The 16,051-nt window shown below is 59.9% G+C and carries 16 protein-coding genes; 7 read left to right on the top strand and 9 right to left on the bottom strand.

What is annotated here, in order from left to right:
* Positions 1-56 precede the first annotated feature (56 nt).
* Positions 57-878, bottom strand: coding sequence for a TatD family hydrolase (locus V6943_RS17750; RefSeq protein WP_340554902.1), 822 nt, complete (start codon positions 876-878; stop codon positions 57-59).
* Positions 879-1,056: 178 nt separating this feature from the next.
* Here V6943_RS17750 and V6943_RS17755 point away from each other — a divergent pair, with 178 nt between their 5' ends.
* Positions 1,057-2,460, top strand: coding sequence for an MltF family protein (locus V6943_RS17755; protein ID WP_340554903.1), 1,404 nt, complete (start codon positions 1,057-1,059; stop codon positions 2,458-2,460).
* Positions 2,461-2,491: 31 nt separating this feature from the next.
* Here the strand turns inward: V6943_RS17755 and V6943_RS17760 are convergent, their stop codons facing one another.
* The 5 genes from V6943_RS17760 to V6943_RS17780 all read right to left on the bottom strand — a co-directional run bounded on the left by V6943_RS17760 (position 2,492) and on the right by V6943_RS17780 (position 8,534).
* A complete protein-coding gene (locus V6943_RS17760; protein ID WP_340554904.1) occupies positions 2,492-3,505 on the bottom strand; it encodes a lipase secretion chaperone in 1,014 nt (337 codons plus the stop codon).
* Positions 3,506-3,552: 47 nt separating this feature from the next.
* Entirely contained in the window at positions 3,553-4,491 is a 939-nt protein-coding gene (locus V6943_RS17765; RefSeq protein ID WP_181104094.1) for a triacylglycerol lipase, read from the bottom strand.
* Between the two features lie 302 nt (positions 4,492-4,793).
* Entirely contained in the window at positions 4,794-5,291 is a 498-nt protein-coding gene (greB, locus tag V6943_RS17770; RefSeq protein WP_181104092.1) for a transcription elongation factor GreB, read from the bottom strand.
* Positions 5,292-5,349: 58 nt separating this feature from the next.
* A complete protein-coding gene (locus tag V6943_RS17775) occupies positions 5,350-7,851 on the bottom strand; it encodes an ABC transporter permease (protein ID WP_340554905.1) in 2,502 nt (833 codons plus the stop codon).
* The gene (locus V6943_RS17780; RefSeq protein ID WP_131651509.1) at positions 7,848-8,534 is read right to left on the bottom strand and encodes an ABC transporter ATP-binding protein; all 687 of its coding nucleotides are present in this window, start codon (positions 8,532-8,534) and stop codon (positions 7,848-7,850) included. The genes V6943_RS17775 and V6943_RS17780 overlap by 4 nt, the downstream gene beginning before the upstream one ends.
* Before the next feature lie 10 nt (positions 8,535-8,544).
* On the opposite strand from V6943_RS17780, the gene V6943_RS17785 reads away from it, so the two are divergent.
* From V6943_RS17785 to V6943_RS17795, 3 genes are all read left to right on the top strand, one after another.
* Positions 8,545-9,150: an arylesterase gene (locus V6943_RS17785; RefSeq protein WP_340554906.1), complete on the top strand. Its 606-nt coding sequence runs from the start codon at positions 8,545-8,547 to the stop codon at positions 9,148-9,150.
* 44 nt (positions 9,151-9,194) lie between these two features.
* Positions 9,195-9,476, top strand: coding sequence for a hypothetical protein (locus V6943_RS17790; RefSeq protein ID WP_131651507.1), 282 nt, complete (start codon positions 9,195-9,197; stop codon positions 9,474-9,476).
* 67 nt (positions 9,477-9,543) lie between these two features.
* Positions 9,544-10,506 carry a L,D-transpeptidase family protein gene (locus V6943_RS17795; protein WP_181104084.1) on the top strand — a complete coding sequence of 321 codons (963 nt, stop codon included), beginning with the start codon at positions 9,544-9,546 and terminating at the stop codon, positions 10,504-10,506.
* Between the two features lie 85 nt (positions 10,507-10,591).
* Here V6943_RS17795 and V6943_RS17800 read toward each other — a convergent pair whose 3' ends face one another.
* Positions 10,592-10,846 (bottom strand): Lpp/OprI family alanine-zipper lipoprotein, encoded by a 255-nt coding sequence (locus tag V6943_RS17800; protein WP_131648997.1) that lies wholly within the window; start codon positions 10,844-10,846, stop codon positions 10,592-10,594.
* A 411-nt stretch (positions 10,847-11,257) separates the two neighbouring features.
* On the opposite strand from V6943_RS17800, the gene V6943_RS17805 reads away from it, so the two are divergent.
* A complete protein-coding gene (locus V6943_RS17805) occupies positions 11,258-11,548 on the top strand; it encodes a GNAT family N-acetyltransferase (RefSeq protein ID WP_131648930.1) in 291 nt (96 codons plus the stop codon).
* A 46-nt stretch (positions 11,549-11,594) separates the two neighbouring features.
* Here V6943_RS17805 and V6943_RS17810 read toward each other — a convergent pair whose 3' ends face one another.
* The gene (locus tag V6943_RS17810) at positions 11,595-12,671 is read right to left on the bottom strand and encodes a 3-deoxy-7-phosphoheptulonate synthase (RefSeq protein ID WP_340554907.1); all 1,077 of its coding nucleotides are present in this window, start codon (positions 12,669-12,671) and stop codon (positions 11,595-11,597) included.
* A 274-nt stretch (positions 12,672-12,945) separates the two neighbouring features.
* Between V6943_RS17810 and V6943_RS17815 the strand changes: the two genes are divergently transcribed.
* Both V6943_RS17815 and cysB read left to right on the top strand, forming a co-directional pair.
* Positions 12,946-13,899 (top strand): putative 2-dehydropantoate 2-reductase, encoded by a 954-nt coding sequence (locus V6943_RS17815; RefSeq protein ID WP_340554908.1) that lies wholly within the window; start codon positions 12,946-12,948, stop codon positions 13,897-13,899.
* A gap of 281 nt (positions 13,900-14,180) precedes the next feature.
* Positions 14,181-15,155 carry an HTH-type transcriptional regulator CysB gene (gene cysB, locus V6943_RS17820; protein ID WP_131648927.1) on the top strand — a complete coding sequence of 325 codons (975 nt, stop codon included), beginning with the start codon at positions 14,181-14,183 and terminating at the stop codon, positions 15,153-15,155.
* Positions 15,156-15,200: 45 nt separating this feature from the next.
* On the opposite strand, the gene V6943_RS17825 is transcribed toward cysB, so the two are convergent.
* Complete coding sequence (locus V6943_RS17825) at positions 15,201-15,935, bottom strand: phosphoadenylyl-sulfate reductase (RefSeq protein ID WP_197445122.1); 735 nt, start codon at positions 15,933-15,935, stop codon at positions 15,201-15,203.
* Positions 15,936-16,051 lie beyond the last annotated feature (116 nt).

The raw sequence follows: 16,051 nt of genomic DNA on the forward strand, positions 1-16,051 counted from the left end.
AGGTGTTTGCTAAACGTTGAGAACCAGTTCTTATAACGGCAGGACAACGTCTGGCTTTAGGGCTGTACAGGCTCAGCCAGATACGAAATACCAAAAAACGTCTGGGCGCACGCGGTACTGGAGGCAGCCAGTTTCTCTTCGCTTACGCGGCAATGGCGGGCGACCTCACGCAAAACCTCCGGCAGAAAGGCGGGTTCGTTCTGACCACCCTTGGGTTTGGGCCGCAGCGTACGGGGCAGCAGGTAGGGCGCATCGCTTTCGAGCATCAGTCGTGCTGCAGGAATCTCGCGAACCAGTGGATGCAAGTGGGTGCCGCGACGCTCGTCGCAGATCCAGCCGGTGATGCCGATGTGCAGGTCGAGATCCAGGTAGGCATAAAGGGCACGTTTCTCCCCGGTGAAGCAATGCACGACCGCAGCGCTGAGCTGATCGCGAAAAGGTCGCAGGATTTCTACCAGGCGCTGATCGGCGTCGCGCTCATGAAGAAACACCGGCAGCCCGGTCTCCACCGCCAGCTGCAGATGCTCTTCCAAAACCCGCTCCTGTTGAGCGCGAGGGGAGAAGTCGCGGTTGAAATCCAGGCCGCACTCACCGACTGCCCGAACCTCCGGCTCGCCGAGTAAACCTTTGAGTTGGGTGGCGGTTTCAGCGGTCCACTGGTTTGCATCATGAGGATGAATGCCCGCCGTGCAAAACAAGCGTTGCCGGCTTTCATCCAGTTCGCGGCAGAGCGCCAAAGCCGCTTCGCTTTCATCGATGCTGGTGCCCGTCAAAATCAGCTGTGCGACGCCGGCCGCGTAGGCGCGATCCAGGATCGCGCGTGGGTCGCGGGATAGGCTCGGGTGGGTCAGGTTGACGCCGATGTCGACAAGTTGCATGAAACTGTCTCGCTTATAAGATGAAAATATAACGTTATCTATCAATAGATTAGATTCGTTATCTAATGCTAGTTGAAAGCTATCGCTGGCGGCTCAGCAACGCCTGTGAGAACCTTCGCCACCTCTCGGCAGGGGTGGCCCATCCCTGCTTTTGTTCCGTTCGAGCGCATAAGCCTAAATGATCCGCCTATTGTCCCTGCTGTGTCTGCTGATGCTTGCATCCTGGCCAGCCGCTGCGCGCGTGGTTGGCCCGCAGGCATGGCAGCCGACGGAGACGGTACGCGATCTGGCCGAGATTCGCCGCAGCGGGACGTTGCGTGTGCTGGTCAATCAGAGCCGCAACAGCTCGGGCGAGGTCAAGGGCGAAGCCATCGGTGTCGAATATGTGCGTCTGCGTGCATTCGAGCAGTTTCTCAATCGCGGTTCGAAGGGCTCGATCACCCTGGAAATCATTCCGAAAGCCAAAGACCAATTGCTTGGCGCGCTGCAAAGAGGCGAGGGTGATCTGGTTGCACCTGGAGAGCTCCTCGATCTTGGAGCGATGCGCAGGGTAAGTCGCAGTCGGGCTGTTGTCGACGAGGTTCCGATGGTGCTGGTGGGCCGACAGGGCGGCCATCGCTATAAGAGCTTCGAACAGTTGTCGGGGCGCAGTCTGGCGTTGCCGGCTGGCAGCGCTGCCGGCGCTGCGCTGGAAGCCATTAACCAAAGCTTGATGCAGGCTGGGCGTGCGCCGATTGCAGTCGAGTGGGTCGACCCAACGCTTGCTGTGGAGGATGTGCTGGAGATGGTGCAGGCCGGCGTCTACCCCGCGACCGTGGTCGAGCAGACCATCGCCGAACGCTGGGCAAAAGTGCTGCCGAAGCTGCGCATCGAATCGCAGCTGACGCTGGGTAAGCGCGCCGATATGCATTGGTTCATGCGCAAGGAAGCGAGCACGTTGCGCGCAAACGTTGACCGCTTTCTCAAGGGCTACAGTGCACCGGATAACCAGGACGCTGCTTTCGTTCGGGTCTATCGGCGTCTCTACCGGGTGCAGTATCCACTTGATCGCGTCGGGCGACAGCGTCTGGAGAAGGTACGTCCGACTCTACAGCGGCATGCTCATCAGCAGGATATGGATTGGCTCAACCTGGCCGCCCTGGCATTCAAGGAATCGACCCTCAACCCGGCGGCTCGGGGCGCATCCGGTGCTACTGGGCTCATGCAGGTCACCCCGGCCACCGCGCGAAGCATGGGCGTTAGCAATATCGGTAAGCTGGACAACAACGTGCTGGCCAGCGCGAAGTACCTGGCCAAGATCCGTCGCGAATTCTTCGCCAGCCCCAGGCTGAACGAACGCGAACGCATGGCGTTCGTCCTGGCTGCCTACAACATGGGGCCTCAGCGGGTGCAAAGCATGCGGGCCGAGGCCCGCCGACGTGGGCTGAACCCTGACCAATGGTTTTTTCAGGTCGAACGGATCGCCATGGAAACCATGGGTATGGGCGTGGTCAGCTACGTCAACGCGGTGAACAAGTACTACCTGGCCTATACGCGCGAGCGCTATCTGCTCGAAGGTGGGCCGCAAAGCGCCGCCAATTGAGCGCTTTGCCATCCTGTTTTTCCAGAAGCTGCTAGTCGCGTTCGACTACTGAATGTTCAGCAACCAGCAGGCGCTTGCGCTCGTTTTCATCGAAACGCTCTGCGGCCAAGCGCTCGATAGCGGCGCGTTTTTCTGTCTCGCCAAGGCCACGGCTATTTTCCACAAGGGCTTTTTCTTCGAGATAGGCTGCCACTCGTTGCTGCCATTGCTGTCTTTTTTGATCGAGCTTTTCCAGGCGCTCGGTTGCAGCGCTGCCCACCACTTGCTGGCGCAGCCGGCGCAGCTCTCCTGCAGTGGCGCCGCTGGCTTGTAACGCTTGTGTCTGCTCGCGTAGCTCAGCCTGCAGCTGCGGAACGAGCGTAACCAGTAGGTCGGCCGGCAAGCTGTCTCGCAGGCGGTCGATGGCGGCTCCCTTCGCTGCGGCATCGAGCGTTGAATCATGTCGAATCGCCAGCCTTCCCAGCGTGAAACTATCGCTGGCTTCATCCGAGCCGAAGAATGCCTGATGGACGTGGCCGTCGAATATCCCGGCACGCAGCAGCCGAACCGCGCTCAGGCGTTCACGCATGGCATTCAGATCGGCCAGTAGCACATGGTCCTTTTCAAGTATTAGCAGTTGCCGTTTGTAGTCGAGGTACTGGCCCAGCAGGCGCAGTGCCTGGCCTTCGGCGGGCTGCGAAAGCTGCTCTTCGACATGTCGACGCAGGCGGGTAACGCTGGCGTCGATCGACTCCTCGCCAATCGAGGCCAGGAAATAGTCGAAGACACGACGGATATCGCCGTCGATTATCAGCTCGCCATGGGAATCCGTTCGAAGTCGACCGTCGACTTCCGTGCCGGCGAAGGAGGCCGGAAGGCGGTGGGTTGCCTGGGTTTGCACCGTCGGTTGGGCTGGCGAGAGGCTTCTTGTCTGGGTCGGTGCGGATAATTTAGCGACCGGTAGCTCAGGCGTTACGGAGGCGGGCGCCGGCTCAGCCGTACTACGCCAATCGATCAGGACGCCAATGGCCACGGCGAGAACGAACAAGATCGCAAGTTTTTTCATCGATATGCCTTGTGTCAGAGCCGGGGCCGATTGGCCCCGGCCGCAGCTCAGAGACCCGCGTTCTTGAGGCGGTTGGCATGCTGACGGTATACGGTCAGCGGATCGGTTTCGAACAAGCTGGTCAGCCCGAGAACCTGGTTGACCTCATCCAGATGGTTCATCCGATAGTTATCGCGGATCACCATGCCGAGGTGAGAGCTGCAGCGCCCGACCAAGCCGTCGTTGGGCCCATCGAACGCGAGTGAACCGGCGCCCATCATGGCGTCGCTGATGTCCAACGGATTGGTCAGCGGGCTGGTACCGCTCCAGGAGTAGTAGCGCACGCCGTTGACCTTGTACGCTCCTTCGCCGCATTTGCTGGTCGGGATGCCCTGTGGGTATTTCGCGTTGAAGCGCGCTGCGCCCTCGCTGTTGAGCGATTCGAGTGACCCGAGCGAGTTCTGTGGCGCGGTGCTCGGGCTGCCGGAGAGGAAGTGAATCAAGGCGCCCATGGTATTGACCAGGCCGGCTACGATGGCCTCGCCGCCAGAGCCCTCCGGAATCTTGCGGATCAGATCGGCCACATCCGAACCCTTGTGAGGTGCGCCAACGGACGTGACCGACGCAACCAGGTCGGGACGTACGGCGGCGACGTAACGCACTGTCGGGCCGCCGTGACTATGGCCAATCAGGTTCACCTTTGATTTGCCGCTGATCGCGACAATCTCCTCGACCTGATCCAGCAGTTCTTCGCCACGGAGTTCCGAGGTGTTGAGCTGGCTGACTTCAGTCACATAGACCTGCGCGCCGTCACGCCGAAGCGCATGCGGAATGCCATACCAATAATCGATCCCCAGAATGCTGTCGAAGCCGAGCATGCCGTGGGAAAGGACGATCGGGTAACGCGTCTGGGTGTAGCCGCTCGAGCCGAACAGGCCTGCATGCACTTGGCTGCTGGCCATGGCGGCACCGAGACATAGAGCGATCAACGTCTTCTTGTTATTCATGGATGCACTCAATCAGTAGGTGAATCGGGCATTGAGCATTCCCTCGCCATTCACCGCGCTCTGCGCGTACTGCCGCCGAACAAGCGCAGCAATCGTGCCAATTCCGCAATGATCGAGAGCGTCCGCTCTGGCGTGGCGCACCCAGCGTCGCTGATATCGTTTAGCTATCGCAATGCGCCGATTCGCCTGTTACCGGACGGAACGCTGATGTGGGTAAGAAAGTGATGGTCTCGACAGTTAAAGACCATATCGAAGAAGTTCGAGAAGGATGTCGACTAGTTAGTCATGTAAAAACTGCTCGGTCATGGATAGGCGATGCCGATTATGTACCAAAGTTTCGGGCCGGTTGGCGTTTGCACCTGCACCTCGGCATCCAGTGCTTTGCCAACCAATGCTCTGGCCAACGGAGAATCAATGCTGATCAAGCCTTGGCGCAGGTCCAGTTCGTCCGGTCCGACGATGCGGTAGCGGGCCTGTTCACCCTCTTCATCTTCTATGGTCACCCAGGCGCCAAAGTACACTTTGTCCGGATCGCTCGGCTTCTGGCTGACGGTCTTGAGTTTTTCCAATCGCTTGGTGAGAAAGCGCACGCGGCTGTCTATCTCCCTTAGCATTTTCTTGCCGTAGGTGTATTCAGCATTTTCGGAGCGGTCGCCCTGTGCCGCTGCTTCGCTAACCGCCTGGGTGACTTGCGGACGCCTGACATGCCAGAGCTCGTGCAGCTCGGCACGCAGCCGTGCCTCCCCCTCGGGCGTGATCAGTGGTGTGCCGGCGGGGCGGGGAGGACGATAGCGGCTCATGGGTTATCCGGGGGAAGGCAAGAAAGGCACATTCTAAAAGCACTTGCGCTTCGCTGGCTTAGCTTTCGCGAAGCACACTAAGTGGGCTGGCGTTCAATGCCCGGCGCGTACCAAGCACGCCGGCTGAACCGACCAGCAGCGCGCCAATCAGTGGCAGCAGCAGGAGCCAGGGATGGGGCTGCCAGCGTAAATCGAAGGCGAAGTGATAGAGCAGGGCGCTGACCAGTTCGCAACCCAGAGCGGCAAGCAGACCACTGGCCGCGCCGAGTACACCGAATTCGGCACGTCTGGCTTTGAGCAACAATCGGCGCTCTGCGCCCAGCGCGCGCAAAAGTGCGCCCTGGCGGATGCGTTCGTCCAGCGTCGCCTGCAGCCCCGCGAACAGTACAGCCAGGCCCGCCGCCAGAACGAACATCAGCACATATTCCACCGCGAGTGAAACCTGCGCCAGGATGCTGCGCAGCTGACTGAGCAGGGCTTCGACCTGCAGTATGGTGGCCGATGGGAAGTCTCGTGCCAGCTGCACCAGCTCGCGATCCTTGCCTTCGGGCAGGTGAAAGCTGGTCATGTAGGTGGCCGGCACATCCTGCAAGGTGCCCGGCTCGAAGATCATGTAGAAGTTAGGCTGGAAGCTGTCCCAGTTGACCTCGCGCAAGCTTGTTACGCTGACGTCTCGGGTCAGCCCGCCGACTGTGAAGCTGAGCCGGTCGCCCAGCTCCACCTGCAGACTTTCGGCCAGTTCGGCTTCGACAGAAACGCCCGGTAGCTCGCTGCGTTTACCGTCCCACCAATGGCCTGCCGTCAGATGGTTGTCGGAAGGGAGCTCAGCCGCCCAGGTCAGGCTCAGGTCCCGGCGAATCGCTCGCTCGCCCTGGCTTTCCTTGCTGACCAGCTGACGTACCGGCTCACCGTTGATCGCGACCAGGCGACCGGGTACCACCGGATATAAGGGTGCGCTGTGATCCGACAGGCTCTCGATACGTTCGGCGAACGCATCGCGGTCAGCCGGCAGAATGTTAAGGACGAAGTGGTTGGGTGCGTCGTCTGGTAGCTGGTCTTGCCAGGTATCGAGCAATTCGCCGCGCAGCAGCGCAATCAGCGCCATGGCCAGCAAAATCAGCCCAAAGGCCAGTGATTGGCCGGCGGCCGCAAGCGGGTGGCGGAGCAGTTGTCCAAGACCGAGACGCCAGCGCAGCGAGGCGCCCGAAAGGGTGCGGCGCAATCCGCGCAACGCCAGCAACAGCAGCCCGCCGAGTACGAGGGTGGCAAGCAAGCCGCCACCTAGCAATGCCAGGGTGATCTGCAAGTCCAGGCTCAGGCGCCACATGATCAGCCCTAGAGCTAACACCGCGGCTCCATACACCAGCCAGGAGCTAGGTGGGACCGGCAACATGTCACGGCGCAGCACCCGCAGTGGCGGCACGCGGCCTAACGCAGCCAGCGGCGGCAAGGCGAAACCAGCCAGGGCGACCAAACCTGTGGCGATCCCTGCCAGAGCAGGCCAGAGCGTGGCCGGTGGCACTTCGCTGACCACAAGGTCGCGCAGCAGGATAAACAGACCATGTTGAGCCGCCCAACCCAGCAACGCGCCGGCTACGCTGGCAACCAGGCCTAGATAACCCAGCTGCAATGTGTAGAGCGTCAGCGCCTCGCGCCGGGACAGCCCAAGGCAGCGCAGCAGGGCGCTGGCGTCGAAGCGGCGAGTGGCGAAACGAGCGGCGGACAAGGCTACCGCGACACCGGCAAGCAGCACTGCGGCCAGGCTGGCCAGGTTCAGGTAGCGCTCGGCGCGCCCCAAGGCACCACCGATCTGGCGATTGCCGTCCTTGGCTGTCTCGATGCGTTGATGCGCTTGCAGCTCAGGTTTAATCGCCTCTTCATAGGCTTTGAGCTGAGTCGCTGAGCCGCGCCAGAGTTCGCGATAACGTACGCGGCTACCGGGCTGCACGACGCCGGTCGCATCCAGGTCGTCGAGGTGCATCAAGACGCGAGGGGTCAGGCTGTAGAAATCTCCGACTCGGTCCGGTTCGTAAGTCAGCACCCGAGTCAGCTGCAATAGCTTGTTGCCGACTTCGATGTAGTCGCCGATCTGCAGATCGAGTGCGGCGAACAGGCGCGCTTCGGCCCAGGCCTCGCCCGGCTGCGGGCCGGGGCCGGATTGTTCCGGCTGGTAAGGCGCCGCCGCGCTGCGCAGTTCGCCGCGTAGTGGGTAGTGGCTGTCAGCGGCCTTGACGCTGGTCAGTTGCAGATTGTCATCGGTCGCGACGACGCTTGAAAACTCCACCACACCTGAGTGCTCGAGCTGTAGGCGCAGGCCAGCTTCTACCTGCGCTGGCTCGGCGGGTTCGCTGCCCCGCAAGACCAGATCGGCACCGAGAAACTCGGTGGCGCGCAGCAACATCGCATCGTTCAGGCGTGCACCGAAATAGCCGATGGCGGTGCTTGCCGCGACGGCGATCAGCAATGCGAAAAACAGCACGCGCAGTTCCCCGGCGCGCGCGTCCCGTAACAATTGGCGCAGCGCCAGGGCAGCCAGTCGGCTGGCGGGCACGCGCTTCATCGCGTCTGCTCGTCGCGCAGTTCGCGGCCGCCTTCCAGGCGGAGCAGGTGCTGGCAGCGCTGTGCCAGTCGCTCATCATGGGTCACCAGTACGAGTGTCGTGCCACGCTCCCGATTCAGTTCGAAAAGCAGTTCGGTGATGTTCGCGCCGGTGTGGCTATCGAGATTGCCGGTCGGCTCGTCGGCAAACAGTATTTTGGGTTCCGCGGCGAAGGCTCGGGCGACCGCGACACGTTGCTGCTCGCCACCAGACAGCTGGCGAGGATAGTGGTGCAGGCGAGCGCCGAGGCCGACTCGTTCGAGCAGTTCGGTCGCCTTCGTCTGGGCATCGCGGCGGCCATGCAACTCCAGTGGGAGCATGACGTTTTCCAGCGCATTAAGGCTGTCGAGCAGTTGAAACGACTGGAAAACGAAGCCGACATGTTCAGCACGCACCCTGGCGCGCTGATCTTCGTCCAGTTCGGTTAATGAATGGTCAACCAGTCGCACCTCGCCCGAACTGGGGAGGTCCAAACCGGCGAGCAGGCCGAGCAGGGTCGACTTGCCGGAACCTGAAGTGCCGACGATAGCCAGGCTGTCGCCCTTGTTCAGGCTCAGGGACACATCGTCGAGTATCGCCAGCTCGCCTTCCGCGCTGGGTACCGCTTTGCTAAGGTTCCGGGCGTAGAGAATGCTGGCGCTCATGGAGATTCCGATGCGAAATTGGCTGAAATGTGGAGTTCTGGTGCTGTTGTGCTGGGCTCAGGGAGCCTTGGCGGGAACGGTGTTGGTGGTCGGGGATAGTATCAGCGCCGCTTTCGGGCTGGAAACCAGCCAGGGGTGGGTCCATCTGCTTCAGCAACGTCTTGAAGATAAGGCGTTGGATCATCGGGTGGTGAACGCCTCGATCAGCGGCGACACCAGCGCCGGCGGGCTTTCCAGGCTACCCGCGCTGCTCGATGAGCATGAGCCAGAGGTGGTGATTCTGGAGCTGGGCGGCAACGATGGGCTGCGTGGTCAGTCCCCGGCGCAATTGAAACAGAATCTTGCGGCGATGACCGAGATGTCGCAGCAGGCAGATGCCAAGGTGCTGTTGCTGGGCATGCGGTTGCCGCCGAATCTCGGCCAACGATACACCACGGCGTTCGCCCAGGCGTTCGACTCGCTTGCCGCCGACAAAGAACTGCCTTACGTACCGTTTTTTCTTGAAGGCGTAGGCGGGGTCGAAGGCATGATGCAGCCCGATCGCATCCATCCTACAGCCAGCGCGCAGCAGAGGCTGCTGGATAACGTCTGGCCAGTGCTCGAACCCTTGCTTTGAGGTGCGCGCGCGGCTACTGTCGCGGCCCTCGATTGGAGCCTCAGATGCCGCGCCCAGCCTGGACCCTATTTGCCTATCGCCTCATCGTCCCGGACGAGCAGTTCGACCTTTTCGCCTGTCGCGAGAATCGTCTGCATCTGGCGTTGCGTCAGCTCGAATTGAGTGGCCGGGGTGATCGTACGCTCTGTGGCGGTTTTCTGCCTGCGCGACCGCACTGGCAGGATGTCGAGCGCTCTACTCTCAAGAGTCGCCAGCTCTGTCCGGCATGCCGCGACGCGCTGAGCGCACAGCGCAAAGGCCTCTCGTCTGCCGTTAGCGCCTGGTAGCTCGGCTGCCGCCATCGCTTCGAGTACAATCGCCGGCAACACGATCAATTTTTCCAAGGAACCCCTGATGCTCTCGCGTGCGTCTGTAGTCGCCTCCTGTTTGTCCTTCGCTGCTTTGCTGTTGGCCGGCCGCTCCGCTGCGCTGGAGTTGCCGTTGCCCCCGGAAGGCGAGGATGTGGTTGGGCAGATCCAGGTTATCAAGGCCAAATACGAAGACACCTTCGCGGCGCTGGGCGAGACGCATGATCTGGGCTATCTGGAGCTGGTTGCGGCTAATCCGGGCGTCGATCCATGGCTGCCGGGTGAAGGTACCGACATCATCCTGCCGACGCGCTTCATTCTGCCGCCCGGTCCGCGTGAAGGCATCGTGATCAACCTGGCTGAGTATCGGCTGTACTACTACCCGAAGGGCGAAAACGTCGTACACACCTTTCCCCTTGGAATCGGGCGGGAGGGGTGGGGTTCGCCTGTAGGCAATACCCGCATTTCAGCAATGACCAATAATCCTGCCTGGTATCCGCCGCAGTCGATTCGAGACGAGCACGCAGCCGAGGGCGATCCGCTGCCGAAAGTCGTTCCGCCGGGGCCGGATAACCCGCTTGGCCCGTACAAGATGACGCTGGCAATGCCCGGCTACCTCATCCACGGTTCGAACAAGAAGTTCGGCATCGGCATGCGTGTCAGCCACGGTTGCTTCCGCATGCTAAATCACAACGTGCTAGAGCTGGCCGGGCGGGTCAAGGTCGGCACTGCGGTGCGGATCATCGACGAGCCCTACAAGTTCGGTGTGAGCCAAGGCAAGATCTATCTGGAGGCGCATACGCCGTTGCAAGACGAAGACAAGCACATGACGCTCATGGATAAGCACGCCGTAGTGGTCAATACGCTGCTTCAGCGTGATGAAGCGGCCGGTGTGCTGCAACTGGATTGGGAAATGGTGCGGGAGATCATTGCTGGTGAAGACGGCTTGCCGATTCAGATTGCCGAGCAGGGGCAGGCATTGGCCAGTCAGGACGACCCGATCTTCTGACAGCAGCTGCTAAATCGAGAGGTTAATCCGTCACCCATAAAAAAGCCGACCTGGAGCAGGCCGGCTTTTTTTTATCGCCTGAAGCTTACTTGCGGCTGGCACGTTCCAGCATACGCAGCGCACGCTCATTGGCTTCGTCAGCAGTCTGCTGAGCCTTCTGAGCAGCCTGCAGAGCCTCGTCGGCCTTGCTGTACGCTTCGTCGGCACGGGCCTGAGCGCGGGCAGCGGCGTCTTCGGTCGCGGTCAGACGGGCTTCGCCTTCCTGAGTCATGCTGTTGCTGCACCCAGTAGCCAGAACTGCGGCGAAAGCCAGAGCAGAAAATTTCAGAACGTTGTTCATCGTGTTCCCCTTAAGGATGAAATCCATGGCAACTCCCGTTATGGAAAGTTGGCGCGCACATACTACCGATTAGTTGCGCTAAGTAAACTGAGGCAAGCAGCGGCTACCACAATTTTTCTGCAAGCTCATTCTTTCACGGCATATGCTAGCCAGATTGGCTGAAAAACAATCAGAACCAGCGTTGCACTCGTTACATGGACCAGTCGGGATGCTGAAAAGTTGCACTTCGCAGTGCTACGTAAATCAAAAGCATCAATACCCCAGGCGTAGGGGCATCACTAGCTTTAAGCAATTGAAGCGACGTCTTACATAGCGGTAGCATGCGTCGTCAAACAAACAAGAAAATGGGGAATGTGCGGGCTCCGCATGCACCTCTCAAGTTGAAGGCAGCAAGCCTGCTGAGGAGGCTAGATGACCGACAAGCTAACCATCCACCATGACCGGACGAGCCACCAGTTCGAAACTACCGTGGACGGCTATCGCGCCTACCTGGCTTATGTAGATTTGGGTAAGCAGACCCTGGATATTTACCGGACGTTCGTGCCTGATGCGCTCCGCGGCCGTGGCGTTGCAGCTGTACTGGCGCAGCACGCGCTGGATTACGCCAAGCGCGAAGGCTATACGGTGATTCCATCCTGTTCGTACGTAGAGCGGTATATCGAGCGACAGGGCAACTCTACGGATACTATCGAAAGTGAATAAAAGGAAAACGCCGGCAAGCGGCGTTTTCTCGAACCAGAAATAGCCGTCAGCCGCGGGCGCGCTTGGGCAATACATCCTTCAGCTTTGCATGCATGCCAAGAATGGCTTTCTCGGTGGCTTCCCAATCGATGCACGCGTCGGTGACGGATACCCCGTACTTCAGGTCCGACAGGTCTTTTGGAATAGGCTGATTACCCCAGCCCAAATGGCTTTCCACCATCAACCCGACGATTGAGTTATTCCCCTCGAGGATCTGGTTGGCCACGTTTTCCATGACCAAAGGCTGTAGCGCTGGGTCCTTGTTGGAGTTCGCATGGCTGCAGTCGACCATGATGTTGGGGGTAACGCCAGCCTTGTTCAATTCTTGTTCGCACACCGCCACGCTGACCGAGTCATAGTTTGGCTTGCCATTGCCACCGCGCAGTACCACGTGTCCGTAGGCGTTGCCCTTGGTGGTCACGATGGATACGCCACCGGACTGGTTGATGCCGAGAAAACGGTGCGGGCTGGAAACGGATTGCAGCGCATTGATGGCGACGGTCAGGCTGCCGTCCGTACCATTCTTGAAACCCACTGCAGAGGATAGACCTGAGGCCATCTCGCGGTGTGTCTGGGATTCAGTGGTGCGGGCGCCGATTGCCGACCAGCTGATCAGGTCCTGCAGATATTGCGGTGAGATGGGGTCCAGCGCTTCGGTGGCGGTAGGCAACCCCATCTCGGCGAGGTCCAGTAGCAGCTTGCGACCGATATGCAGGCCGTCCTGAATCTTGAACGAGTCGTCCATGTAGGGATCGTTGATCAGGCCTTTCCAGCCGACGGTGGTGCGTGGCTTCTCGAAGTACACCCGCATGACGAGAAACAGGCTGTCGGACACCGTCTCCGCCAGGACCTTGAGGCGTTCGGCATACTCATGCGCGGCCTTGAGATCGTGGATGGAGCAGGGACCGATTACCAGAAACAGGCGGTGGTCTTTGCCGTCGAGAATGTCGCGGACAACCTGGCGCCCGTGTGAAACGGTCTGCAATGCCGTGGCGGTCAGCGGGAGTTCACGCTTCAGCTGCTCCGGCGTGATGAGGGTCACGTTGGATGCAACGTTTAGGTCGTCGATTGGTAGATCAGCCATCTGTCACTCGTCAGGGTCACGTGAGTCGTCCGCCAGCCATCCCGGTGCGGCGGAGCGGGGCGTTGGGCGCAGCGGGGAGCGGAACCTTATCGCGTATTGCCTCGCCTCGACAATAATCTTGAAGCCGGACGGCACTGCGGTGTGCTCAATGTAGGTTCGCGCCCCGAAAGCGGACCGCTCGCCGCGGCTGGGCGCTGCCTTGGGACGCTGATAAGGTGGCGACTGCAAGCGCGCCATTAATGGCGTCCCACTGAACCGTAGATGGAGTTCCTGCATGACCGCACCCAACCCTCGAATCGGAATCATCGGTACCGGTGCTATTGGCGGCTTTTATGGCGTGATGCTCGCCCGCGCTGGCTATGACGTGCACTTTCTACTGCGCAGCGAATACGAAACGGTCCTGCAGAACGGGCTACGGATAAACAGTACGGTTCATGGCCCGTTGCATCTGGATGCGATGAAGGCCTATCGCAGCGCTGCGGATATGCCGAAGTGTGATTGGCTGCTGGTTGGCGCCAAGAGCACCAGTAATCCAGAGCTGGCCCCGTTGATCGTGGAGGCGGCGGGAGAGGATGCCAAGGTTGTGGTCTTGCAGAACGGTCTGGGGGTTGAGGGGGACCTGCGTCAGGTTCTACCAAACAACATTCATCTGCTTGGTGGCCTCTGTTTCATCTGCGCGCACCGCTCGGCGTTAGGCGTCGTCGAGCATCAGGCGCTTGGCGGGGTCAACCTTGGCTATCACTCGGGTTCGGCTGCAACCGTGGAGCAACAGCAGGCGCTGGTCGAAGAGGGCGTGGCGATGTTCCGCGCGGCGGGAGTCGATTCCAACGCGGCCGACAATCTGGCGCAGGCACGCTGGCAGAAGCTGGTATGGAACGTACCGTATAACGGTCTTTCCGTGCTTCTCGATGCCGGCACGGCACCCCTGATGTCCAATCCGGACAGTCGAGCGCTGGTCAGGTCAATCATGCTTGAAGCCTGTGGAGCCGCAGCGGCTTGTGGTCATCCGCTACCTGACGTGCTCGTGGATCGGATGATGATGGCCACTGATCATATGCCCAACTATCTGCCGAGCATGTATCACGATCATGCGCACGGGCGCCCTCTGGAGCTCGATGCGATCTATGCCGCTCCGCTGGCCGCAGCTGCGAATGCCGGGTTTGCGATGCCCAAGACCGAGGCTCTGTACCAGGCCTTATGCTTTATTGCTGGGCGCGCAGCCCGCTAGCCAACACACTTAGGGTAGCCTCTATCGGCCGTCCGGCAGGCGTTCGGCGCGGTAGTTTTTCTTGGGGCTGCTACGCTCAAACGACGCCGCGATATCCTTTAATGCTCGCGGCCTCGGCGTCTCTGGCTGCGATCACACTCTACGTTGCAAAGGTTGCCGCAACGTGACGTCGTCTGGATGCTACGAGCGATACATACGGAAATGACCTAGAATTCCGATTTTCTGGCGCAGAAGTTATAAAAGGTGGCGTTCAAGCGCCATTGGCATTTTGAGGGATCTCTATGAAGCTTCAGCAACTGCGTTACATCTGGGAAGTGGCGCATCATGACCTCAATGTCTCGGCAACGGCGCAGAGCCTGTTTACCTCTCAACCTGGCATCAGCAAGCAAATTCGATTGCTCGAAGATGAGCTGGGTGTCGAAGTCTTCGCTCGCAGTGGAAAGCATCTGACCAGAGTTACTCCGGCTGGTGAACGAATCATCACCACAGCCGGCGAAATCCTGCGCAAATGCGAAAGCATCAAACAGATCGCCCAGGAATTCTCCAACGAGAAGCGTGGCACATTGAGTATCGCGACCACTCACACGCAAGCTCGTTATGCCTTGCCGCAGGTGATCCGCACCTTCATCAAACAGTACCCCGACGTCTCCTTGCATATGCATCAAGGCACACCCATGCAAATTGCCGAAATGGCCGCTGACGGGACTGTGGATTTTGCCATCGCCACCGAAGGTCTGGAGCAGTTCGGCGATCTGGTGATGATGCCGTGCTATCGCTGGAACCGTTGCGTAGTCGTGCCGCAGGGACATCCCCTGACAGAACTGGACAAGCTCACCCTGGACGCGCTGGCGGAGCATCCAATCGTGACCTACGTGTTTGGTTTTACCGGGCGCTCCAAGTTGGACGAGGCATTCAGCCACCGGGGCTTATCGCCCAAGGTAGTGTTCACGGCGGCGGATGCAGACGTTATCAAGACCTATGTTCGGCTGGGATTGGGCGTAGGCATCGTGGCGCGGATGGCGGTCGATGCCAAGCTTGATCCGGATCTGGTGGTGCTGGATGCCAGCGAGCTGTTCGAAGCCAGCGTCACTAAGATTGGCTTCCGCCGCGGTACCTTTCTGCGTGGCTTCATGGCAGATTTCATCGAAACCTTCGCACCGCATCTCGATCGAGAAATGCTCGAGAAAGCCGTGCAATGCCGAAATAAGGTCGAGCTGGACGAATTGTTCCAGAACGTCGAGTTGCCGACCTATTAAGAGCAGCGGCACGCCTCAAGCCAAGGCTGCCGCTTTTGATTGTCTTTACTGCTTCGCGATCAGATTGCCGGCGTGCAGGCCGCATTCTTTCTGCGTGGATTCCTCCCACCACCAGCGGCCTTCGCGCTCGTGCTGGTTCGGCAGTACCGAGCGTGTGCAAGGCTCGCAGCCGATGCTGATGAAGCCACGCTCGTGCAGGCTGTTGTAAGGCACTTCCAACATGCGGATATAGCCCCAGACTTCCTCGCTGGTCATCTGCGCCAGGGGGTTGAATTTGTACAGTGTGTGTTCAGGCGTTGAAAAAGCACTGTCGACTTCCAGCACCGAAACCTGACTGCGAGTGCCTGGGCTCTGGTCGCGGCGCTGGCCAGTGGCCCAGGCGCGAACGCCGGACAGTTTGCGCCGAAGCGGCTCGATTTTGCGTATGCCGCAGCATTCGCCATGGCCGTCGCGGTAGAAGCTGAACAATCCTTTTTCGTTGATCATCGGCTGGAGCAGGGCAGGATTGGGCGTCATGATCTCGATCGCAATGCCGTAGTGCTCTCGCACCTGCTCGATGAAACGGTAGGTTTCGCTGTGCAGGCGGCCGGTATCGAGGCTGAACACTTTTACGTTTTTGTTCAGTTTCCAGGCCATGTCCACCAGCACGACGTCTTCAGCGCCGCTGAACGAAATCCACAGGTCATCTCCGAAGAGGTCGAAGGCGAGCTTGAGAATCTCTTGCGGGGATTTGCCGGCATAGGCCGCGGCCAGCTCGGCTACTTCAATTTGGTGAGTCATCAGGCGGCTTCCTTGATTGGCGCTTGGGCGCTCTGCTGGCCGCGGATGGTAACAAATAGGCTTTATGACGCTAAATAACGTTTGCTGAGGCGCCGCCTAACTTTAGTGAATAAGGC

Source organism: Pseudomonas sp. CBC3, from assembly GCF_037967085.1.
Classification (GTDB): Bacteria; Pseudomonadota; Gammaproteobacteria; order Pseudomonadales; family Pseudomonadaceae; genus Stutzerimonas.